Source organism: Corallococcus sp. AB045 (assembly GCF_003668895.1).
Taxonomy (GTDB): Bacteria; Myxococcota; Myxococcia; order Myxococcales; family Myxococcaceae; genus Corallococcus; species Corallococcus coralloides.
Genome location: NZ_RAWN01000033.1, coordinates 20716 through 41834, shown reverse-complemented (window position 1 = coordinate 41834; position 21119 = coordinate 20716). Strand labels below are relative to the sequence as shown.

At 70.8% G+C, this 21119-nt stretch carries 21 protein-coding genes; 10 read left to right on the top strand and 11 right to left on the bottom strand.

What is annotated here, in order from left to right; translation table 11 throughout:
- Positions 1–20: 20 nt before the first annotated feature.
- The 6 genes from D7Y21_RS10870 (at position 21) to D7Y21_RS10850 (ending at position 7936) form a co-directional block, all read left to right on the top strand.
- Positions 21–3275 carry an ATP-binding protein gene (locus D7Y21_RS10870; RefSeq protein WP_121713010.1) on the top strand — a complete coding sequence of 1085 codons (3255 nt, stop codon included), beginning with the start codon at positions 21–23 and terminating at the stop codon, positions 3273–3275.
- A 126-nt stretch (positions 3276–3401) separates the two neighbouring features.
- Complete coding sequence (locus D7Y21_RS10865; RefSeq protein WP_147443287.1) at positions 3402–3692, top strand: hypothetical protein; 291 nt, start codon at positions 3402–3404, stop codon at positions 3690–3692.
- A gap of 147 nt (positions 3693–3839) precedes the next feature.
- A complete protein-coding gene (locus D7Y21_RS10860; RefSeq protein WP_158627274.1) occupies positions 3840–6257 on the top strand; it encodes a PAS domain-containing protein in 2418 nt (805 codons plus the stop codon).
- Between the two features lie 40 nt (positions 6258–6297).
- Complete coding sequence (locus D7Y21_RS10855; RefSeq protein WP_121713006.1) at positions 6298–7125, top strand: aminotransferase class IV; 828 nt, start codon at positions 6298–6300, stop codon at positions 7123–7125.
- A 97-nt stretch (positions 7126–7222) separates the two neighbouring features.
- The gene (locus D7Y21_RS42190; RefSeq protein ID WP_014394505.1) at positions 7223–7396 is read left to right on the top strand and encodes a hypothetical protein; all 174 of its coding nucleotides are present in this window, start codon (positions 7223–7225) and stop codon (positions 7394–7396) included.
- Positions 7397–7474: 78 nt separating this feature from the next.
- Positions 7475–7936, top strand: a complete 462-nt coding sequence (locus tag D7Y21_RS10850; protein ID WP_120565203.1) for a carbonic anhydrase — start codon at positions 7475–7477, stop codon at positions 7934–7936.
- Here D7Y21_RS10850 and D7Y21_RS10845 read toward each other — a convergent pair whose 3' ends face one another.
- Entirely contained in the window at positions 7937–8692 is a 756-nt protein-coding gene (locus D7Y21_RS10845; protein WP_120565204.1) for a DeoR/GlpR family DNA-binding transcription regulator, read from the bottom strand.
- Between the two features lie 140 nt (positions 8693–8832).
- Here D7Y21_RS10845 and D7Y21_RS10840 point away from each other — a divergent pair, with 140 nt between their 5' ends.
- Positions 8833–10017 (top strand): MFS transporter, encoded by a 1185-nt coding sequence (locus tag D7Y21_RS10840; RefSeq protein WP_120565205.1) that lies wholly within the window; start codon positions 8833–8835, stop codon positions 10015–10017.
- A gap of 15 nt (positions 10018–10032) precedes the next feature.
- Here D7Y21_RS10840 and D7Y21_RS10835 read toward each other — a convergent pair whose 3' ends face one another.
- Positions 10033–10434 (bottom strand): tetratricopeptide repeat protein, encoded by a 402-nt coding sequence (locus tag D7Y21_RS10835; RefSeq protein WP_158627273.1) that lies wholly within the window; start codon positions 10432–10434, stop codon positions 10033–10035.
- A complete protein-coding gene (locus tag D7Y21_RS10830; RefSeq protein WP_121713030.1) occupies positions 10424–11158 on the bottom strand; it encodes a tetratricopeptide repeat protein in 735 nt (244 codons plus the stop codon). Before D7Y21_RS10830 ends, D7Y21_RS10835 begins: the two co-directional genes overlap by 11 nt.
- Positions 11159–11253: 95 nt before the next feature.
- Here D7Y21_RS10830 and D7Y21_RS10825 point away from each other — a divergent pair, with 95 nt between their 5' ends.
- Both D7Y21_RS10825 and D7Y21_RS10820 read left to right on the top strand, forming a co-directional pair.
- Complete coding sequence (locus D7Y21_RS10825) at positions 11254–11970, top strand: hypothetical protein (RefSeq protein ID WP_120565207.1); 717 nt, start codon at positions 11254–11256, stop codon at positions 11968–11970.
- 38 nt (positions 11971–12008) lie between these two features.
- Positions 12009–12836, top strand: coding sequence for an alpha/beta hydrolase (locus D7Y21_RS10820; protein WP_121713002.1), 828 nt, complete (start codon positions 12009–12011; stop codon positions 12834–12836).
- A 59-nt stretch (positions 12837–12895) separates the two neighbouring features.
- Here D7Y21_RS10820 and D7Y21_RS10815 read toward each other — a convergent pair whose 3' ends face one another.
- The 3 genes from D7Y21_RS10815 to D7Y21_RS10810 form a co-directional block, all read right to left on the bottom strand.
- Positions 12896–14119 (bottom strand): FadR/GntR family transcriptional regulator, encoded by a 1224-nt coding sequence (locus D7Y21_RS10815; protein WP_121713000.1) that lies wholly within the window; start codon positions 14117–14119, stop codon positions 12896–12898.
- A 603-nt stretch (positions 14120–14722) separates the two neighbouring features.
- Positions 14723–14869, bottom strand: a complete 147-nt coding sequence (locus D7Y21_RS41745) for a hypothetical protein (protein ID WP_158627272.1) — start codon at positions 14867–14869, stop codon at positions 14723–14725.
- A 10-nt stretch (positions 14870–14879) separates the two neighbouring features.
- Complete coding sequence (locus D7Y21_RS10810; protein ID WP_121712998.1) at positions 14880–15764, bottom strand: SDR family oxidoreductase; 885 nt, start codon at positions 15762–15764, stop codon at positions 14880–14882.
- A 70-nt stretch (positions 15765–15834) separates the two neighbouring features.
- Here D7Y21_RS10810 and D7Y21_RS10805 point away from each other — a divergent pair, with 70 nt between their 5' ends.
- Positions 15835–16506, top strand: a complete 672-nt coding sequence (locus D7Y21_RS10805) for a TetR/AcrR family transcriptional regulator (protein ID WP_158619353.1) — start codon at positions 15835–15837, stop codon at positions 16504–16506.
- Positions 16507–16602: 96 nt separating this feature from the next.
- On the opposite strand, the gene D7Y21_RS10800 is transcribed toward D7Y21_RS10805, so the two are convergent.
- The 5 genes from D7Y21_RS10800 to D7Y21_RS10780 are packed head-to-tail and all read right to left on the bottom strand — an operon-like array spanning position 16603 to position 21095.
- Positions 16603–17406: a heme ABC transporter ATP-binding protein gene (locus D7Y21_RS10800; protein ID WP_121712994.1), complete on the bottom strand. Its 804-nt coding sequence runs from the start codon at positions 17404–17406 to the stop codon at positions 16603–16605.
- Positions 17403–18488, bottom strand: coding sequence for an iron ABC transporter permease (locus tag D7Y21_RS10795; protein WP_120565211.1), 1086 nt, complete (start codon positions 18486–18488; stop codon positions 17403–17405). Before D7Y21_RS10795 ends, D7Y21_RS10800 begins: the two co-directional genes overlap by 4 nt.
- Positions 18485–19360, bottom strand: a complete 876-nt coding sequence (locus tag D7Y21_RS10790; protein WP_121712992.1) for a hemin ABC transporter substrate-binding protein — start codon at positions 19358–19360, stop codon at positions 18485–18487. The genes D7Y21_RS10795 and D7Y21_RS10790 overlap by 4 nt, the downstream gene beginning before the upstream one ends.
- A complete protein-coding gene (locus D7Y21_RS10785) occupies positions 19357–20439 on the bottom strand; it encodes a hemin-degrading factor (protein ID WP_121712991.1) in 1083 nt (360 codons plus the stop codon). The genes D7Y21_RS10790 and D7Y21_RS10785 overlap by 4 nt, the downstream gene beginning before the upstream one ends.
- A complete protein-coding gene (locus D7Y21_RS10780) occupies positions 20439–21095 on the bottom strand; it encodes an HmuY family protein (RefSeq protein ID WP_121712989.1) in 657 nt (218 codons plus the stop codon). Before D7Y21_RS10780 ends, D7Y21_RS10785 begins: the two co-directional genes overlap by 1 nt.
- Between the last annotated feature and the right edge of the window lie 24 nt (positions 21096–21119).

The window sequence follows — 21119 nt, the reverse complement described above, 5'->3', positions numbered from 1 at the left end:
CCGTTCTCAGGAGCCTCCCCATGTCCAAAGACGCCCGGCTGAAAGCGTTCCTGTCCGATGGCCCCGAGATCTTCAACAGCGTCCAGCAGGGCCAGACGCTGTGGAAGCGGGACCCATTCGACGTGCCCTCCATCAATGCCCCCGCGCGTGTGGCATTCGAGCGGCTCGTGAAGCGCGCCACCGCGCAGACGCCGCCGGAGGACGGGAGGATCCTCCTCTTGAAGGGGGACTCCGGCAGCGGCAAGACGCACCTGGTGCGCGCCTTCCGCAACAGCGTGCACGAGAGCGGCAGGGGCTACGTCGGGTATCTGCCCATGACCGTCGATGTGACGCACTACGACCGGTACATCCTGTCGGAAGTCATCGACTCGCTGGAGAAGCCGTACGACCACGGCCACGTCGAGGACACGGGGTTGATGCTGTTGTCCGAGGCCGTGCTCAAGCGCTGCACGAACATCTTCGCGGCCCACATCCCGGACGAGGACGTGCTGGACGACGAGGAGCTGCACGGCAACATCCGCGCGGTCGCGGACGACCTGCACGCGGACCCTGCGTTCCGGAACATCGACGTCAACCTGCTGCGCGCCCTGCTCTGCCTCCAGCGCCGCGAGGCCCGCTTCCACCACCGCATCGTCCAGTGGCTGCGCTGCGAGGAGATGTCACCGGAGGACCGGGCCATCATCGGCAACCTGGTGCCTCGCAACACCGAGGAGTCCCCCAGCCGGATGCTCATCCAGTTGGGTCAGCTGATGGGCATCTTCGGCAAGGCGATGGTCCTCTGCGTCGACCAGGTGGAGGACATGCTCGACTTCGAGCAGAGGCCCCAGATGGAGCCCTCGTTCCGCCGCGCGATGAGCACGCTGGTGGCGATGGCGGCGCAGGTGCCCTCGGCCATCGTGGTGGTCTGCTGTCTCTCCGACTTCTGGGTCGCGACGCGTTCGCATCTCAACCGCGCGATGCTCGACCGCATCGAGCGCAACCCCGAGCCCGTGGACCTGGAGCTCAACGTCACCGCGCAGACGGGGCGCGACATCGCGGCCCGCCGGTTGAAGTCCCTGTACGAACAGCAGGGCATCGCGTTCAACCCGGCCCAGCCCACCTACCCCCTTCCGGCCCAGGGCTTCGAGCAGCTGAGCGGACAGCGGACGCGCGACATCCTGAACGCCTGCCACCGCTACCGGGAACAGGCCATCCAGGACGGCAAGCTGCCGGCGGCGTTCCCCCTGCCGGAGAAGCGTCAGCCTCCCCAGACGAAAGTCACCGCCGTCCCGCAGACGCCTCCGACGCCAGACCTGGATCAGGCCTGGACGGACTTCAAAGCGAAGTTCAAGGAGCGCGTGCCAGAAGAGGATGCGGATATCGCGGCGCTGCTCGACTGGGGCATCCAGGTGAGCTCGGAGGAATTGGGAGGCGCCACCCGCTTCCTGGTGGAACCCTGCGGGGAGGACGCGCTCGACGTCACGATCCAGCCAGGAAGCACCCATCTGTACGTCGCGATCTGCAACACCACCTCGCGAGGTGGACACCTGGCGAGGCAGATGGAGAGCGCCATCAGGGCCGCGAAGAAGAGCCTGCCTGTGCTGGTGCGCTCCACGGAGTTCCCTGGGAGCCTGGGCAGGCTGGTGGCGGAGCAGACCGCGGTGCTCCACCGCAAGGGAGGGAGACGGGCGGTGGTGGGGCCCAGCGACCTGCGGGAGTTGCTCGCGTTGAAGGCGTTCCGCAAGCAGCACGACGAAACCGCGTTCCTCGGATGGAGCCGCGTGGCCCGTCCGGTGACACGGCTCCAGGGAATCACGGACCTGCTGGCCCTGGAGAAGTACGTGCCTTCGGCCACGGCTGCCGTTGCGTCCCCCGCGCCCGTGGCAGTCAAGCCCGGCGCCGTGAGTGAATCCGTTGTGTCCGACGGCGAGTCCGAGTGGGAGGTGACGCCGGCCAGCCAGATTCTCCCGGTCAAGCCGGACAAGTCCCCCGCTCCCGTCGGCAAGTCGAAGAACGAAGAAGGCCCCAAGGGCCAGATGCGCGTGGGCGTCTCCGAAGGCGTCTTCGCCAACACCGTCTTCGTCCAGGCGGATGAGCTGAACAAGCACAGCGCCTTCCTCGGCGGTCCTGGCAGCGGCAAGACGACGCTCGCCTTGAACCTCATCGAGCAGCTGGTGATCCAGGGCGTCCCCGCCATCCTCGTGGACCGCAAGGGCGACCTCGCCGCGTATGCGCGCGACGAGTCGTGGGACGAGGAGCTGGACGACCCGATGATGGTCGAGCGCCGCAAGCAACTGCGAGAGCGCGTGGAGGTGGCGCTCTACACGCCGGGCCGTTCGGACGGACGCCCGCTGTCGATCCCGGTGGTGCCCCGGGGGCTCGACAAGCTCTCTCCCGAGGAGCGCGATCAAATCCTCCAGCAGGCGGCGGACGCCCTCTCCTCCATGCTGGAGTACAAGAGCGGCCAGAAGGACAAGGCCGCGAAGGCCCTGCTGGCCCTGGCGCTGCGCCTGTTGGTGCAGCGTCCGTCCGGCAAGGAGATCACCCTGGACCTCATCCAGCGCTTCGTCGCCGCGCAGGACATGACACTCGTCCAGGAGGCGCACGGGCTGGATGACAGGGTCTTCGTCAAGCTTGCCCAGGACCTGGCGACGCTGCGACTCAACGCGCAGGCGCTGCTCTCCAACACCGGGGAGAAGCTCGACATGAACGAGCTGCTGGGCCTGGGGGCCGCGAAGGTGCCGGGCAAGACACGGCTCACCATCATCAGCACCAAGTTCCTGGGCGGCCTGCACAGCTCGCTGTTCTGGGTGTCTCAGCTGCTGGTGGAGGCCAATCGCTGGGCCAGCCAGCACCCGTCGCCCAGGCTCCAGGCGGTCCTCCTCTTCGACGAGGCAGACATCTACCTGCCCGCGGTCGGCATCCCCGCCACGAAGCAGCCCATGGAGAACCTGCTCCGGCGAGCGCGTTCGGCCGGCGTCGGCGTGATGCTCGCGACGCAGAGCCCGGGCGACCTGGACTACAAGTGCCGCGACAACGTGCGCGCCTGGTTCGCGGGCCGCGTGAAGGAAGAGACCGCGCTCCGCAAGCTCAAGCCGATGTTCGCGGAGGCGCGCGTGGACGCATCGGTTCGCCTCCCGGCGCAGAAGACAGGTCAATTCCATGTCCTGCGTGAGGGGCAGGTCGAACAGCTCAAGGCGGACCGGAACATCATCAAGACAGAGCAACTGTCCGAGGAGGAGATCCTCCAGCTCGCGCACCGCTCCGGGGAGCAGGGCATCCGCAACGCGGGGTGAGTCCACTCGGGTCGTGCACCCAACACAACCCAGGCATTTGAGAGCCTTTGCGCCCACCCATGGAATTTCGCGCAAGGCCAACGTGGCACCATGGCCAGGCAACTCCCCCTCTCTCCTGGAGACACCATGCGCCGTTCATTGATGCTGGGCCTTGCCGTCATCGGAGTTCAGTTCGGCTGTGGAATGGAAGAAGCCGAGCAGCGCGCGACCTCCGAGCTGGCGGCGCGCGAGGACGCGCTCTACCGCTGCACGACCGACTCCTTGACCATCTATTACAGCGACGCCACGTACACGACGGAGGTCGGCTCGGATCGGTGCTTCTGCGGCAGGACTCCCCTGCGCACGGGCCAGATGACCGGGTACGCGCTCATCGGATTCAGTGAGGACTGCCCCGGGCTCGCGCCGGCGGCCCCGTAACTCCAGACACGCGAGCCCGCGGGCAGGGGGGCGCTCCCCTTCCATTGTCCGGGCTGGCCCACGAGCGGGGAGCCGTCCTCGCGCGGCTTCGCGCGGCCGTGACTCCCATACTTCCTTCTGGTGTCTTTCATGAGGGGGAGTGGAGGAATGGCCGTGAGACAGGGCCAGGAACGGACCCCGCCCGGGCGCCCCGCGTCCGAGGCTCCCTCATCCATCCAGGCCCTCGACGCCCTGGAGCGCATCTCGGACGCGGTCTTCGCGCTCGACCGCTCCTGGCGCTTCACCTACCTCAACACGAGCAGCGAGTGGCTGCTTCGACGCCCGCGTGCGGAGCTCCTCGGGCGCAACGTGTGGGAGGCGTTCCCCGAGGCGCGCGGCTCCATGTTCGAGCAGGAGTACCAGAGGGCGCTCGCCGAGCAGGTCCATGTCGCGTTCGAGTCCTACTACGAACCCCTCGATGCCTGGCTGGACGTGCGGGCGTACCCTTCCTCGGGAGGCCTCACCGTCAGCTTCCGGGACGTCAGTCCCCGCAAACGCGCCGAACATGCGAGGCATGAGTCGGAGAAGTTCCTGCGCTCCACGCTCGACTCGCTGTCCACGCACATCGCCATCCTGGATGGCCGGGGCGCCATCATCGCCGTCAACGCCGCATGGAAGCGCTTCGCGCGCGAAAACGGCTGCGCGGACGATGACGGCCGCTGCGGCGTGGGCGCGAACTACCTGAAGGTGACGGAAGCCGCGCACGGCGCGAACGCCAAGGAAGCGGCCGCCGTGGCGCAAGGCATCCGCGACATCCTCGCCGGTCGCAGCGAGTCGTTCCTCCTGGACTACCCGTGCCACGAGCCCGGAGGAGGCAAGCGGCGCTGGTTCCTGCTGCGCGCCACGCGCTTCGTCGGGTCGGGACCGCTGCGCGTGGTGATGGCCCACGAGGACATCACCGCCCGCTACGAAGCCGACGAGGCGCGCAACCGGCTGGTTCGGGAAGAGGCCGCCCGCGAGGAGGCGGAGGCCGGGCGCGAACGGCTGAACGCGGTGCTCGAGCGCATCACCGACGGCTTCGCCGCGTTCGACCGGGACGGACGCTTCACCTATGTGAACCGGCCCGCGGAAGCGCACTTCGGCCTCAAGCGCGAGGTGCTGCTGGGACGGCGGCTGGAGGAGGTCTTCTCCGGCAACCATGGCTCGGCCATGGCCGCCCTGGTGCGCCGGGCGACGGCGGCGCAGCTCCCCGTGGAGGAGGAGCAACCCTCGCTCGTGGACAGCCGCTGGCTGCGCGTCGTGGCGTACCCGTCCCCGGAGGGACTCTCCGTCTACTTCCGCGACATCACCGAGAAACGGCGCGTCGAATTGTGGGGCCGCTTCCTCTCCGACATGGGCGCCGCCAGCACGCGCTCCCTGGACTGCGGGGAGGTGGTCCGCACCGTGGTGACGCTCGCGGTGCCCACGCTCGCGGACGGCTGCGCCATCGCCACGCAGGGCGGCTGCCTCGAGGAGGGGGCCTCCTCCGAGGTCGCCGCCGGGACGCGCGAACTGGCGGACGCGCTGCGAGCGGCGTGTGCCCCCGGGGCCGAGACCGCCTTGGGGCGGACCGTGGCGCAGGCGCTGCGCACGGGGTCGGGGGTGCTCCTGCCGGGCCCCTCCGCGGACAGCCCCGGAGTGGAGTCCGCGGTGGCCGTGTCGCTGGCCCTCCAGGACCACTCCCTGGGGGTGCTGCTGCTGGTGTCCTCGCACACGGGCCTGCGTTACGGCAAGGAGAGCCTCCCCCTCGTGGAGGAGCTGGCGCGGCGGACCGCGCTGGCGCTGGAGAACGCGCGGCTGTACCGCACCGCGAAGCAGGCCGTCGCCGCGCGCGACGAGACGCTGGGCATCGTCTCCCATGACCTGCGCGCGCCGCTGAACACCATCACCCTCTTGTCCCGCTCCGCGGAGCGCAGCCTGGTGCGGACGCACGAAGAGGCGAATGCCACGGAGGCCCTGCGCAAGGTCCGCCTCGTGGTGGGCAACATGGAGGGGCTCATCGACGACCTGCTGGAGGTGGCGCGGGTGGAGTCGGGGCACACGACGCTGGACGTGGAGCCGCTGGACGTGCCCCGGCTGCTCCACCAGGTGCAGGCCTTGAACGAGCTGTTGGTGGCGGACAAGGCGCTGCGGCTCGAAGTGGAGTCCGAGCCGGATCTCCCGCGGGTGCGCGCGGACCGGGCGCGCCTGGTGCGCGTCTTCCAGAACCTGGTGGGCAACGCCATCCGCTTCACCCCGGCCGGGGGCCACATCCTCCTGAAGGCCGAGCGCCGGGAGGACCAGGTGTGCTTCCGCGTGGAGGACTCGGGGCCGGGCATCGACACGCAATCCCTGCCCCACGTGTTCGACCGCTTCTGGCAGGCCATCCACACGCGCAAGGCGGGCGCCGGCTTGGGGCTCGCCATCGTCAAGGGGCTGGTGGAGGCCCACGGCGGCCGCGTCTGGGTGGAGAGCCAGCCAGGCCGCGGCACCGCGTTCTTCTTCACGCTGCCCGGCATCCCGGCGGCCTCCGCGAGCCCTCCGCTCGGCGGCGCAGCCAGCCCGTGACGCCACTCGCCGGGCGCTCGCGCGGGTCTAGTATGAGGCCATGCACCCGCAGACCGTCTCCGTCGATGGTGTCGTCCAGCGCTGGGAGGACCTGCGCCTGCACGACTTCTCCCAGGGCTTCTTCTTCGGCGCGGGCTTCTTCACCACCTTCCGCATCGACGCCGGGCAGCCGAGGTTCCTCGCGCGGCACCTGTCCCGCCTGCGTGGAAGCCTGGACGCGTTCTCCACGGCGGTGCGCGCTCCGGCTCCCGCGCTCCTCCGCGAGGACGCCGTACGGGAAGCCCTGCGCCGCTGTCTCACCGCGGATGCGGCGATGGGGCCCCGCTTCACCGGCGTGGGCAAGCTCGCGGTCAGCGACGGACACGTGCTGTGCACCTTCCGTCCCTTCCCCGCGGAGCTCGAAGCCCTGCACCGGCAGGGCCGCGAACTGGAGGGCGTGGAGGCCGGGGCCTACCGGCGCGCGGAGCGTACGGTGAACCACAAGGGCCTGGCCTACTTCCGCCAGCACGCGCTCATGCCATGGATGCCCGTGCTCACCAACGAGGCGGCGGAGGTCTGCGAGCTGCCCACCGCCAACCTCTTCGTGCAGTTGGACGGCGCGCTCGTCACCCCGCCGCTGTCCGCGCCGTGCCTGCCGGGCATCGCGCGCGCGGTGCTGCTGGCCATGGCGTCCGTGGACGGCCTGCCGGTGGTGGAGCGCGTGCTGCCGCTCGCGGACCTGTCCCGGGCGCAGGCGTGTTTCTACAGCAACGCGGTGGCGCTGGCCGTGGGTGTCCCGAGGCTGCTGGGCCGGGAACTCCCTGACAGCCTGAGGCTCGCGGAGCGGGCCCGCGCCGCGCTCGAGGCCCGGGCCATTCGCGAGGGCTGAGCGGCCAGCCGGGCAGGCGCTGGACATGGCAAACGCCCCGTCCGCCCCCATCTTGGGAGGACATCGGAGGACTTCCTCCAACGACAGGGGGCTCGACATGGAGACGAAGAAACCAGACGAGAAGCAGGTCCAGCGACAGGGCATGAGCGAGGACGAGAACCTGCGGCACAAGGGCGGTGGGCGCGAGTCCGAAGCGGACCGGCACGCGGGCCCGAAGCCCGAGGGCAACGGCGGCACGGGGCAGCCCGCGGCGTTCCCGGAGCACAACTGACACCGGGCGCGTCACCGCGTTTCACGCGACGGCTCGAAGGTGCTTTCGCGGGAGCCGGGAGCCATTAACCTGGGGCGCATGAGCGCACCCTACGTCTCCCGCGTCCCCTTCGAGTCCGTCCACCCGAAGACCCTGGCCGTGTACTGCTCGGACGGGCGCTTCACCGAGGCCGTGGAGGACCTGGCCCGCCACCTGGGCCACCCTCGCATCGACACGCTCACCCTCCCTGGCGGCCCCGCGCTCCTCAACCGCTGGGCGTCGGACTACCTGGAGAGCGAGGGCTTCACGAAGGCCGCCCGCTTCCTCATCGAAGGCCATCACATCGAGGACGTGCTGCTGCTGGCGCACGAGGGGTGCGGCTACTACCACGCGAAGCACAGCGCGCTGGGGCCGGACATCGCCGTGGAGCAGCAGCTGAAGGACCTGCACTTCGGCGCGAAGGAGCTCCAGACGGCGTACCCGCACCTGCGCATCCACCTCTATTACGTGCGCCCCCACGGGGAGACGATCGAGTTCGAGCCCATCTCCCGCGAGGGTTGATCAGCGCTGGACGAGCTCTACGCCCGCGAGCGCGAGGGCTCGTGCGAACCCGGCGGGGGCGGCGGCGTCCGTCACCAGCCGGTCGATGAGGGACAGGGGCCCGACGACATAGGGAGCCGTCGTGCCCAGCTTCTCCCCCGCCGCGACGGCGATGACCTCCGTGGCCGCGGCCACCATGGCGCGCTTCACCTCCGCGTCCTCGTGGTTGAACACGCCCAAGCCCAGCTCCGGGTGCACGCTCGCGGTCCCGAGCACGCAGAGGTCCGCGCGGAACTTGCGATATCCCTCCACGGTCTCGGCCCCGGCCAGGGAGAGGGAATCCTTCAGCAGCCGTCCTCCAATCAGGATGACCTCCACCAGCGGGTGCTCGGCGAGCACGGAGGCGACGGGCAGGCTGTGCGTGACGACCGTCAGCTTCAGGTCCGGCGGCAGCTGTGACGCGACCGCCGTGGCCGTCGTCCCCGCATCCAGGAAGATGAGCTGCCCGGGGCGGAGCAGTCCTGCCACGGTGGCGGCGATGGCGCTCTTGGCCGCCACGGACTCGCCCCGCCTTCCCGCGTAGGTGGGCGCGGCGGGCGTGCGAGGGACCGCGCCTCCATAGACGCGACGGAGCAACCCCTCCTCGGCCAACTCCCGGAGGTCACGGCGGATGGTGTCCTCGGAGACGTTGAACTCCTCGGCGAGCGCGGAGGCGGCGACACGTTGCTCCCGGGCCAGGAGCTCGAGGATCCGCTTGTGCCGCTCATGGGTGACCATGCGTCCCGCCTCCATGCCTGATTCGGAGCCAGGGGTACCGACCCGACCCGTTCCGTTGCAAATACGCGCCTGATTCGGCAGATACATGCCGAATCGTGCAGATTTCACACACTGAAGACAATGACCCAGGGCGGCGCCCCATGAAGCAGCAAGACGTAGGCAGGGCGCTGCTGGCGCTGTCCCTGGGGGGCTTCGGCATCGGGACGACCGAGTTCGCCACCATGGGCATCCTCCCGCGGATCGCGAGCGGGCTGGAGACGACGATTCCCCAGAGCGGTCACGTCATCGCCGCCTATGCGCTGGGCGTCGTCGTGGGAGCGCCGCTGGTCGCCATCGTGACGGCGAGGATGTCTCGCCGGGCGCTGCTGCTGTTGTTGATGGTGGCGTTCACCCTGGGCAACACGGCGTCGGCGCTGGCGCCCACGCTCGAGACGCTCATCGCGGCCCGGTTCATGGCGGGCCTGCCACACGGTGCCTACTTCGGGGTGGCCTCCGTCGTGGGAGCCGAGCTGTTGGGAGCCGGGCGCAAGGGGCGCGCCGTGGCGCTGATCATGGCCGGGCTTACCGTCGCCAACATCATCGGCGTCCCGGCGGCGACGTTCCTGGGGCAGCAGCTGGGCTGGCGGAGCACGTACCTGCTGGTCGGTGCCATTGGACTGGTGACGCTCGCGGCCCTCTGGCTGTGGGTGCCGCACATGGCGTCACTGGGAGGAAGCAGCATCCGTCAGGAGCTGTCCGCGCTGCGGCAGCCGCAGGTGTGGTGGACGTCGTTGGTGGGTGCGGTGGGCTTCGGAGGTCTGTTCGCGGTCTACAGCTACATCGCGCCGACGCTGACGCTCGTGTCGGGGCTGCCCGAATCAGGGCTGCCGTGGGTGCTCGCCCTCTTCGGAGTGGGCATGACGGTGGGGGCCATGCTGGGAGGCCGTCTGACGGATCATTCGGTATCGCTCGCGATGTGGGTCGGATTCGGCGCGACGACGCTGGTGATGGGACTGTTCGCGCTCATGGCCACGTCACCCTGGGCGGCGGTCCCGCTCGTGTTCCTCATCGGCATCGCGGCGCAGTTCCTCGCGCCCGCGGTGCAGGTGCGGCTCATGGAGGCCTCGCCCGGCGCGCCCTCCCTGGCCGCGTCGATGTCGCACTCCGCCCTGAACATCGCCAACGCGGCGGGAGCGTGGCTGGGCGGCCTGGTCATCGCTGCCGGGTATGGTTACCTCGCGCCGGCCTGGGCCGCCGTCGCGCTCACCCTGGTCGGAGCAGCGCTCTTCGCGGTCGCGAACCGTGGCGCCAGCCGTCCCGCGCCGGCACACGCCGAGCACGCGTAGCCACGCGAGAGATGATCAACGGTCGTCGCTCGCCCACTCCGCGCGGATGTTGGCGACCATCGTCAAGGCATCCGCATCCGAGAGCGACCGGGCCAGGGATTCGGCGCTTGCCAGAGACGAACGTGCGCTGTCCGCCTGGCCTGACCGCCAGAGGACGCTCGCCCATGCGATCAGGAGGAGTGGCTCAGGATCCGCCGTGGCAATGGCTTCTTCGTAGTAGCGCGCTGCTTGCGAAAGTCTCCCGGCGACCTCGCAGTGGAGGCCCGCTGTTCTCGCCAGAAGGGAGGTATCGGCGGGCCTTTCCTTGTCTGACCGGGTGAGAGCGAGAGCCGCTTCGAGGCAGTCGATGGCCTCGGCCGTCCTCCCTGCTTGGGCGAGCTCGGATGCGGCCCGAAGGGGACTCTTGTCATTCACCATGACGTGCACCCCAAGCGTCCTGGAGCCCCCTCCGGAGCGCGTCCAGCAACGACGGCGGGTCACCCACTCGGAAGGCCTGGAGCCCTGCGTCGAAGTCGGCGCGGGCACCCGAGACATCACCACGCTGAAGCCGGAGCATGCCTCGATCGTACAGCAACTCCGGGTCCACCGCTTCGCCCTGCTGGGACGCGAGCGCTTCCGTGAGGTCCGCTTCCGCGGCCTCTGTCCGCCCCGCGCGGGTGCGGCTCCGGGCCCGCTGCTGGAGCAGCCACGGGTTGCCCCGGTCCTCCGCCAGGGCCGCCGTCCAGTCCGCCTCCGCCTCCGTCAGCCGCCCCAGCACTTCGAGCGACTCCGCGCGCTTCATGTGCAGCACCAGCGCCTTGCGGAACCCCGCGGACTCCACCTGCGTGAAGCCCTCCACCGCCTCCGCGTGCCTGCCCAGCCGGGCGAGCGTGAGCGCCCGGTGGTAGCGCGTGGCCACGTGGCCCGGCGCCAGCTCCAGCACGCGGTCGAACCAGGGCAGCGCCTCCGCGGGCTGGCCGCCCCATACGCCCAGCGTCAGCCCCACCTCCACCAGCACCCGCACCTGCGTCGGATGCGCCTCCGCCAGCGTCCGTGCCAGCGCGAGCGCCGACGTGTAGCGGCCTCCCCGGCGCAGGCGGTCCACTTCACGCAAGGGCTCGGAGAGCTCCGGGGGCCACGCCTGTCGTCCGTTGCGTTCCATGGGGTGGGGGCGGTCGTCCGGCATTTCGCAGGCACGTCCCGGGGTGTCAAGGCGCCGACTTGACCCGGAGGCCCGGTCGCGCGAAGAGCGCTGGCATGAAGCCCTGGGAAACAGTGGAGCGAGCGCAGCTGCCGGACGTGGGCGAGGTCGTGCTCGCCCGGCGAGACGATGAGTACGTGCTGCGCGTGCGTGGCCAGACGTTGATGTCCAGCCGCCAGCATGGCTCGGAGATGGCCATGGCCGAGGCCGGCTGCGCGAACCTCGATGCGGGTGCGCCCGCCCGGGTGCTCGTGGGCGGGCTGGGCTTCGGCTTCACGGTCCGCGCGGTGCTCGACCGCCTGGGGTCGGGCGCCCGCGTCGTCGTCGCGGAGCTGATGTCTCCGGTCGTGGAGTGGAACCGGGGCGTGCTCGCGCCGCTGGCGAAGGCGCCGCTGGAGGACCCGCGCGTCACCGTGGTGGAGGGTGACGTGGGCAAGGTGATGCGCAGGCAGCAGGGCGCCTTCGACGCCATCCTGCTCGACGTGGACAACGGCCCGAAGGCCCTGACCCACCCGGACAATGACAGCCTCTACGACCTCACCGGCGTGTCGCACGCCTTCAACTCCCTGCGCTCCAACGGGACGCTGGTGGTGTGGAGCGCCGGGCCCTCGCCCGCGTATGTGAAGCTGCTGGAAGAGGTGGGCTTCTCCGTCAACATCCTCCACCCCACGGCGCACGGCACCAAGGGATCGCGGCACACCCTCTTCGTCGCCCGGCGAGTGCCCAAGGCGAAGTCGTCGTCCTCGTCGTCCCGGCCGCCGTCCCGGCGCTGAAGCGCGCGAGTATTCCCCCACTCAGGAGGTGGCAGTCCATGTGGTCCGTCCGTCTGTTCGTGCTGGCCTTCGCCCTCGTCGGCTGCGCGGGACACGCCCTGAAGGTGGAGCCCATGCCTCCGCAAAGGACGTTCGCGCTCCCGTCGAAGGCGCTCCAGGAGGAGCGGCGCATCAACGTCTACACGCCGCCCGGCTACGACGCGGCGAAGGGCGTGCGCTACCCCGTGCTCTACATGCCCGACGGTGGCGAGCAGGAGGACTTCCCGCACGTCGCCACCGCCGTGGACACCGCCATCCGCGCCGGGGAGATGCGGCCCGTCATCCTGGTCGGCATCGAGAACACCGAGCGGCGCCGCGACATGACGGGCCCCACACAGGTCGAGTCCGACAAGGAGATCGCCCCGCGAGTCGGAGGCTCCGCCGCGTTCCGGGCCTTCCTCCGCGACGAACTGATGCCCCACGTGCGCCGCGAGTACCGCGTCACCGACGAGACAGCCATCATCGGCGAGTCGGCCGCCGGGCTGTTCATCATGGAGACGTTCTTCCTCCAGCCCGAGATGTTCGGCACCTTCATCGCGCTGAGCCCCAGCATCTGGTGGAACAACGACGAATGGGTGCGCAGGGCCGAGGAGCGGCTCAAGGCCATGCCGGACCTGAAGGCCACGCTCTACCTGGCGTCCGCTGGGGACGACGTCCCGGAGCAGGCCGCGCGCCTGGCCGAAGTGCTCCGAGCGAACGCGCCCACGGGATTGAGGTGGAAGTACGAACCCCGGCCCGACCTGCTCCACGCCAACATCTACCGCTCCCTGGAGGCGAAGGTGCTGAGGGAGGCCTTCGCGCCCGCCTCCACGAAGGCCGACCCTTGAGCAGGTAGCCAGACGCAAGTCGCCCCAGGAACAGCAGAGACCCCAGGGGCTGTCGCCATTCACCAGGCAGGCAGTCCCAGGGGAATGGCAATGAATCGCCAGAGGCGAGCAGCCCATCGGCCCAGGGGCCCCCGGACATCGTGAAGCGGACCGCCGTCCGTGTGCACCGCCACCTGAGAGAAGCCGTGAGAGCCCATGGGCGGGGCCTTGGGCAGGAGTCGCTCCTCCGAACCCAGGGCGCCAGGACCTGTCCGACAGCCGGACATGTCGCCCAAGGCCGCGCCCATCGAATCCCCGGCGCACGCCCCACCTGGCTCGCAGGGGACGAGCCCGATGGCGGCTGGGGACAGCAGCGTCCCGCGGGTTTGCTCCACGTGGAAGCCCTGCTCCTGGAGGCAGGGGGCAACCCCGAGCGCCTCACTGCTCTCGACGGCTGGGGCCGGACAGCCAAGGTCACGCTCCTCCATGGCGGGGCGAACTTCCATCGCATGGACCTGCGCGGTGGCTGACGCAGGGGCAGCGGGGCGTTCCTCCTGGGCGCGGGGGTCCTCAGGGGACGCGCTCCCCTGGGAGGCGGCGGGGGCGAAGGCGTCCAGCAGGCGCTCATCGCAGGCTTTCAGCAGCGCCGGCAGCTCGTTCTGAAGCGCCCGCACGTTACGCTCCGAGAGGGCCCCCATCACGAACCAGGCCCACTCGCGCAGCGACTCACCCCCCAGGAGCGGCAGCAACCGGGCTGCGCCTCCCAGGAATGCCCGCTGCAGGGATTGAACGAGGAGCACGTGTCCGGGCCGCTCCGCCACCCGGGCCGCCAGCCGCAGCAGCTCGAACTCCACCTGGGCGCAGGTTGCACCCGACTCCCAGCGCGCCGCGTCCTGCAACTTGAAGCAGGTGTCCGACAACTGATCCAAAGCCACCAGGGAGGCCCTCGCACAGCAGTCGACCAGGAGCTCCACCAGGACCTGCCGCTTGAGGCTGAAATAACCCTCCAGGAGCCACCGCGCGTCCGGGGAGCGCGCGTCGTGCAGCGCCAGGCCCAGGTTCTCCAGCGTCAGCGACTCATCCAGCGCCACCGCGCGCGTCTTGCGTCCGGGGTGTTGCACCACCAGGCCCCGCGCCGCCAGCCGCCGAAGCGCCTCCCGGATGGTGCCTCGGCATACCTCATAGCGACGCGCCAGCTTCGCTTCGGAGCCGAATTGCCCGCTCGGGTGCAGCCTTCCCAGCGCGATATCGCGCTCGATCTGCGCCTCTACATACGCCACCAGCCCGCCCCGTCCCATCCCCATCCCCCTCGTCGTCCCAGCATCGCCATCCAACCACAGGGGTCTGACATGGACGTGCGGGCAAACCGGCCGCGCCGCCTGCCGGGAGGGCGCGCCCTCCGGGCCCGAGCGGTGAAAACCTGTCCGACTGTCGGACACGTTCACGGCCTTGGGCTTCAGGCAGCGTAAACCGGTCCGACTGTCGGACAGGTTTCCAGGAAGCGGGCCTGGCGGGCGGCCTCTGCCCATGGCGCGCCCTTCGCGTCCGCGCACGAACACGGCCGCGGCCCACCATCGAGGATGGGGCTTCATGCGGCGCATCCCTGTCCGACTGTCGGACAGGTTTCCAGAAAGCGTGCCCGGCGGGCGGCGCTGCGCTCCTCGCGGAGAACTTCGGGCCGCGGGATTGGCCTGAGCATCCCGTCCGAAACGGAGCTGCTGGCGCTGCGCGACCGACTTCGCTCCCACTGCTACTGGGTGGCGGGACCCGTGAACCACAACCTGTGCAAGTCGCTGTACGCCCAGGCGCCGGAAGGACGGGTGCTGGAGTTCGCGACGGCGGAGGGCGCCATCGACACAGAGCAGTGGCTCGACCCGTCCGTGGTCGCCTTCCGTGGCATCAGTCCTTCAGCGCTGGATGGCTTCGTTCGTCTTCACTGGCGAGTGGGCCCCACGCGGCGAGACCTTCTTCCAGCCCACCGACGCGCGGATCGCCGCTGCCCTGGACTCGCCCACGCCGCCAGTGCCGAAGCGGCGTCTGGTGTCCTGCGCCAAGGGCCCGCCGCTACGGCGCGAGCCGCGCGCTGCCCGTGCCCACCGCCTCCGGAGGCCGCATCATCCCGGCCGCCACACGCAGGCCCAGCCAGCGCGGCGTGAAGCGCGTCAGGTTGGCCTGCAGCCAGTTGCGCCACCCCGGCACCACCGACGCCCGGCCCTGGTCCAGGGCCTTGAGGCCACGCAGCACCACCTCCTCCGCCGTCGCCATGGGACCGACTGCCGCCTGCTGGGTGCCCACCACGTCGAAGAACGCCGTCTTCACGGGCCCCGGGCACAGGGCGGTCACGCGCACGCCGCGCTCGCGCGTCTCCTCCGACAGCGCCTCCGTGAAGGACAGCACGAACGCCTTGGTGGCTCCGTAGATGGCCATGTACGGCACCGGCTGGAAGCTCGCGGTGGAGGCCACGTTGAGGATGCCGCCCACGCCGCGCGCGAGCATGTCCGGCAGGAACAGGTGGCAGGTGTCCACCAGCGACGTGACGTTGAGCATCACCTGTTCGTGCTGCCGCTCGAACGGCGCCGCGTCGAAGGCTCCGTGCGTGCCGAAGCCCGCGTTGTTCACCAGCAGGTCCACCCGCTGGCCCTTCTCCTGGCAGCGCGCGTGCAGCTCGCGGCCCGCGCCTTCACGGCCCAGGTCCAACGCGATGACCTCCGCCTGGATGTGGTGGGCCTCCGTCAGCTCCGCCGCCAGCGCGCGCATCCGGTCTTCTGAGCGGGCCACCAGGATGAGGTCCATGCCTCGCGCCGCCAGCTCGCGGGCGAACACCACGCCCAGCCCGGACGACGCGCCCGTCACGAGCGCGCGGTGGCCCGCGTAGGGGAAGGCCTTGCCCTGCGGGGTGACCGGCGAGACAGACGGACGAACAGCGGACTGGGACGAGGTCGTTTGCATGGGGCTAGAATGTGAGCAGTCGCTCACGTTCTCAACTCGCGTGGTGCTCACATTTCCCCGAGGAGGCCTCATGCCCCGCCGTCCCCCTCCGTCCCGTCGCAGGGCACCCCGCCAGGAGCGGGCGCAGGCCACGGTTGACGCCATCCTCACCGCGACTGCTCGCGTTCTGCTCAGGGACGGCTACGAGGCCGCGAGCACGAACCGCATCGCCCAGGAGGCGGGGGTGAGCGTGGGCTCGCTCTACCAGTACTTTCCCAGCAAGGAGGGGCTGGTGACCGCGCTGATGGAGCAGCACCGCGCGCGGTCGCTGGCGGACTTCGAGGCCGGGCTGGTGCCGCTCGCGGGACAGCCGCTCCCGGTGGCGATGCGCGCGATCATCCGGCAGGTGCTCGCGGTGAAGCGGGAGAACCCGCGCCTGAACCAGGTGCTGCACGAGCTGATGCCGCGGATGCGGCAGTGGGGCCTGTCGGATGCGTACTCGCAGCGGCTGCACCGGCTGGTGCGGGCGTTCCTCGCGCCCCGCTTCGAGGACCTGCGCCCCCGGAACCTGGACATGGCGGTCTTCATCCTCGTGAACACCGTGGAGGCCCTGTGCCACACGGCGCTGACGGACCGGCCGGACTACGTGGAGGACGATGCGTTCGTGGATGAAATCGCCGCGCTCGCGGTCGGCTACCTGCGTCCGGAGCCGGCCCTGGCGCGTCCCCGGCGCGCGACGCGGGAGCGCGTGGCCCGCATGTGACGGGCACAACGTCCTTCCGCGAGGAGGGTCCGACGCGTGGCCTTGGAGGGGCGTTCTCGCGCGTGGACACCCTCCTCGCGGGAGGAAGGCCGTGGGTCAGGACGGCGCGGGTGCGCGGCCCAGGGGAATCACCAGGGGCCCGGGCAGGTCCGGCCGCGACACCACCTCCACCTGCAACCCGAAGGTGCCCGCGATGAGGCCGGGCGTCAGCACGCCCGAAGGCGTGCCCGTCTCCACGCACCGGCCCTGATCCAACACCGCGATGCGGTCCGCGTACCGCGCGGCCAGGTTCAGGTCATGCAACACCGCGAGCACCGCGCCGCCGTCCTGCGCGAACGCTCGGGAGCGCTCCAGCACCAGGTGCTGGTGGGACAGGTCCAGGCTCGCCGTCGGTTCATCCAGCAGCAGGTAGCGGTGGCCGTGCGCGGGCGGCGTCCACAGCTGGGCCAGCACGCGGGCCAGTTGCACGCGTTGCCGCTCGCCACCGGAGAGCGTGGTGTACGCGCGCGAGGCCAGGTGCTGCGTGTCGGTGGCATCCAGCGCCGCGCGGGCGATGTCCAGGTCGGACGCGTCACCGCCACGCCGGGCATGCGGGCTGCGGCCCAGGACCGCCACTTCCAGCGCGGTGAAGCCGAAGCCCAGCGAGGACTCCTGCGGCAACACGCCCAGCCGCTGCGCGCGCTCCAGGGAGGGCCACTGTTGCAGCGCTCGGCCCTCCAGGAACACGTCGCCCGTCTTGCAGCGCAGCTCGCCCGACAGCGCCGCGATCAGGGACGACTTGCCCGCGCCGTTGGGGCCCACCACGGCGAGCACCTCGCCGGGTTGGACCTCCAGCGACAGCGGACCGGCCACCCTCCCCCGCCCGCGCCAGACCTCGATGCCGCGCGCCTCCAGGCTCATGCCGCCCCCTTGCGCGCGAGCAGCGCGATGAAGGCGGGCACGCCCAGCACGGACGTGAGCGCGCCCACCGGCAGCTCGGAAGGAGAGGCCAACGTCCGCGCGAGCAGGTCCGACGCGAGCAGCAGCGAAGCCCCCGACAGCGCGGACGAGGCCAGCAGCCGCCGGTGGTCCGGCCCCAGTGCGATGCGCAACAGCGCCGGCACCAGCAGGCCCACGAAGCCAATCATCCCGCAGAACGACACCGCGGCACCCACGCCCAGCGCGGCGGCGAGGATGAGCTTGCGCTTGAGCCGCTCCACGTCCACGCCCAGGTGCCACGCCTCACGCTCGCCCAGGAGCATCAGGTTGAGTGCCCGCGCCTCGCTCAGGAGCAACCCCAGCGTCACGGCGAGCGGGAGCGCCGCGGCGCCCACGGTCTCCCACGACGCGCCGCCCAGACTGCCCAGGCTCCAGAAGGTGATGGTGCGCAACTGCGCGTCCGAAGCGCTGTGCGTGAGCAGGCCCATGCCCGCGAACGCGCCCGCGCTCACCGCCACGCCCGCCAGCAGCACGCGCGGCGTGTCCGTGCGCCCTCCTCCCGTGCCCAGCCGCAGGGCGAGCACCGTCGCCCCCAGCGCGCCCAGGAAGGCCGCCCCCGGCACCACCAGCATCCGGAAGGGCCCCACGTGCGCGGCCAGCGTCACGTCCAGCACGATGGCCAGCACCGCGCCCAACGCCGCCCCGCTGGAGGTGCCCAGCAGGCCGGGCTCCACCAGCGGATTGCGGAAGAGGGCCTGGAGCGCGGCGCCCGTCGTCGCCAGCACCCCGCCCACCATCACGGCCATCAGCACGCGCGGCAGGCGCAACGTGAACAGCACCGCGCGCTGCATGGAGTCCAGCCGGTGGGAGGCCTCGCCCAGGCCCAGCGCCTCCCAGAGACTTCCGAGGATGGCGGACGGCGGCACCGTCATGGAGCCCACCGCCAGCGCCGCCAGGACCATCAACGCCAGCAGCAGTCCCAGCGTCACCCAGGGCCCCGCGCCCGGCAGCCGTGAAGTCACCGGACGCGACGCGGGCACGGGCATGGCCTCCGACGCGCTCATTTGCCGCCGCCCTTCGCCGAAGCCGGAGCCACCGCGTCCTGCACGCGGGCCACCGCCTGGCCCAGGTTGGGCCCCAGCCCCATGAAGTCCACGTCCTCCACGGTGACGAGCTTCCAGCCCTTCACCTGGGACAGCCCGGGCTGCTTCGCCAGCCCCTCCGCGCCGCCCACCGCCGACACCGAGCTCGCGGGCAGCAGCACGAACTCCGGCGCCGCCGCCACCACGGCCTCCGCGCCCAGCGGCTTGTAGCCCGGCAGCGAGCCCGCCGCGTTCACCGCGCCCGTCAGGCGGATGAGCGTGTCCGCCACGGTGCCCGAACCCGCCACCATCATCGTGCCCGCGCCGCGAGCGTAGATGGCGAGGATGCGCGGCGGCTTCGCGCCGTTCACCCGCGCCGCGCGGCCCGCCGCCTTCGCCAGGTCCTGGTCCAGCTTCGCCACCAGCGCCTTGCCCTGCTCCGGTGTGCCCAGCCGCTCCGCGATGCCCTGGATGCGCGCACGCGCACCCTCCACCGTGGGCTCGTTGGCGAACGTCTCCACCGCCATGCCCGCCTGCTTGAGCTGCTCCAGCACCGGCGGAGGCCCGGCTTCCGCGGAGCCCAGCAGCAGGCCCGCGCCCAGCGACAGCACTCCTTCCGCGGACAGCGCGCGCTGGTAGCCCACCGTGCGCACCTTCGACGCCTCCGGCAACGCCGCGCTGGAGTCGTCCACGCCCACCACCCGGTCGCCCGCGCCCAGCGCGAACACCGTCTGCGTGATGGCGGGTCCAATGGTGATGAGCTTCGGCGCGGGCTTCGGGGCGGGAGGCGCCGCGTGCGCCGCCAGCGCGAACAGGGCCGTGACGAGGCCCCACTTCGAGGCCGTCCGCCTCATGACGCCACCTCAACCGCGGGCAGCGTCCGGACCAGTTCCTCCATCAGCGCCCGCCACGCGGGGGACTCCAGCTCGCCCGGCTTCCGCTTGCCGAAGAGCAGCGCGATGTTCTCTCCTGCCTTGTCGAACAGCTCCAGCGAGGTGACGTCACCATCGCGCGTGGGCTTGCGCACCACCCAGGCGGTGTGGACGTGGTCCGCGCGGACGTGCAGGTTGAAGCCCGGGTCCATCACGTTCATCCACGGGCCCATGGGCCGCACCGTGCGCACCGGGCCGGTGTGGATCTGGATGGCGCCCGGGTTGCCCACGAACACCATGATGGGCAGCTCCGACGCCGCGGCGCGCTCCAGCGTCCAGCCCAGCGAGTCCGGCGTCACCGGCTTCGCGAACTCCGTCCCCGCGAGCCGCAGCGCCTGCGTGCGCGCCACCTTGAACTTTCCGAGCAACGCGAAGAACTCGTGCGTGTCCTGGAGCGCGCGCCAGCCGGCCTTGAGGCCCAGCGTGTCGACCTCCGAATCCGGCCGGGGCTCGGCGGGAGGAGCCGCCGGCACCACGTCCAGCACGTGGCTCTGGTCCTCGTGCTGGAGCTCGCGCACCAGCCCTTCGAAGGCGGCGACGTTCGCGTCGTCCTGGAGGTAGATTTTGTGCACCGCCGTGCCCACCGCGTCGAACACCTGGAAGCTGCGGCGCACCTGGCCGGAGAGGTCCTCGCGCAGCGCGAAGACGAAGCACCAGCGCGACAGGAACAGCCGCAGGTCGATGTCCTCGTCCAGCACCAGCGCGCGGGCGCCGTGCAGCTCCACCTTGCGGTAGATGCCCTTCTTCTCATGCACGGCGGACGCGTTGCGCGTGAGCGCCATCACCCGGCCCAGCGACTCCAGCCGGGGCAGCAGCACGTCCAGGCGCGGCTCCAGCCGCACCAACTCGCCATTCAATCCGGTGGCGAGCAGCTCCGCCTCGCTCACCCCCAGGCGGTCCGCCGCGTCGCGGATGCGCATGCGCGGCTCGGATTCACGCAGGGCCAGCCAGCGCTCTCGCAGCGCGACGAGCGGGCTCCCCGCCACATCCGTGCGGCCCATCACGGCTGCACCCCGGCCGGCGCGTCCACCTTCGCCCAGAGCAGCTTCATCATCGCGGGCGTGCCGGCGGCGTCGTAATACGACTGCACCTGCACCTTGAAGTACGTCCCCGAATCCGAGCGCACGACGTAGAGCTGGTCGCGCGGTGAGAGCGTGTGGGTCGGCAGGTCGTAGACGTACCAGCCGTCCCCCAGGTTGAAGACGGTGTCCGGGCTGTCCCCGGTGTCCGGGCCGTCCGCCGCGTCCGTCACGTAGCCGGACGCGGGCGCCTGGGTGAGCGCCGCGAACGCCATGCCCGGCACGATGGCCACCTGCACACCGCCCGTGCCGCTGACACCGCCGCGCGCCTTCACCGTGTAGCGCTGGAAGGCCAGGTCCCAGACCGCGTCCTCCGTCGCGCTCACCTCCTTGCCCGTGTCCAGATCCACGCCCACCCACGCCTCCGCGTGGGTCGCGTCGACGACGGAGGTGAACGAGCCGTCGCCGTTGTCGTGGTGCTTCAGGTTCGCGCCGTCCTGCGGCGTAACGAGGTTCTCGTCCTCGTCGGGCCCTGGCGTGGGCTGGAGGTCGTCACCACACGCGGTGCCCAGGCCCGCGATGAGCAGCGCCGCGCAGGCGCGGCCCAGGAAGCCGGGACGAAAGGGAATGAGGAACATGCGGACTCCTTCAGGGTGCAGGGG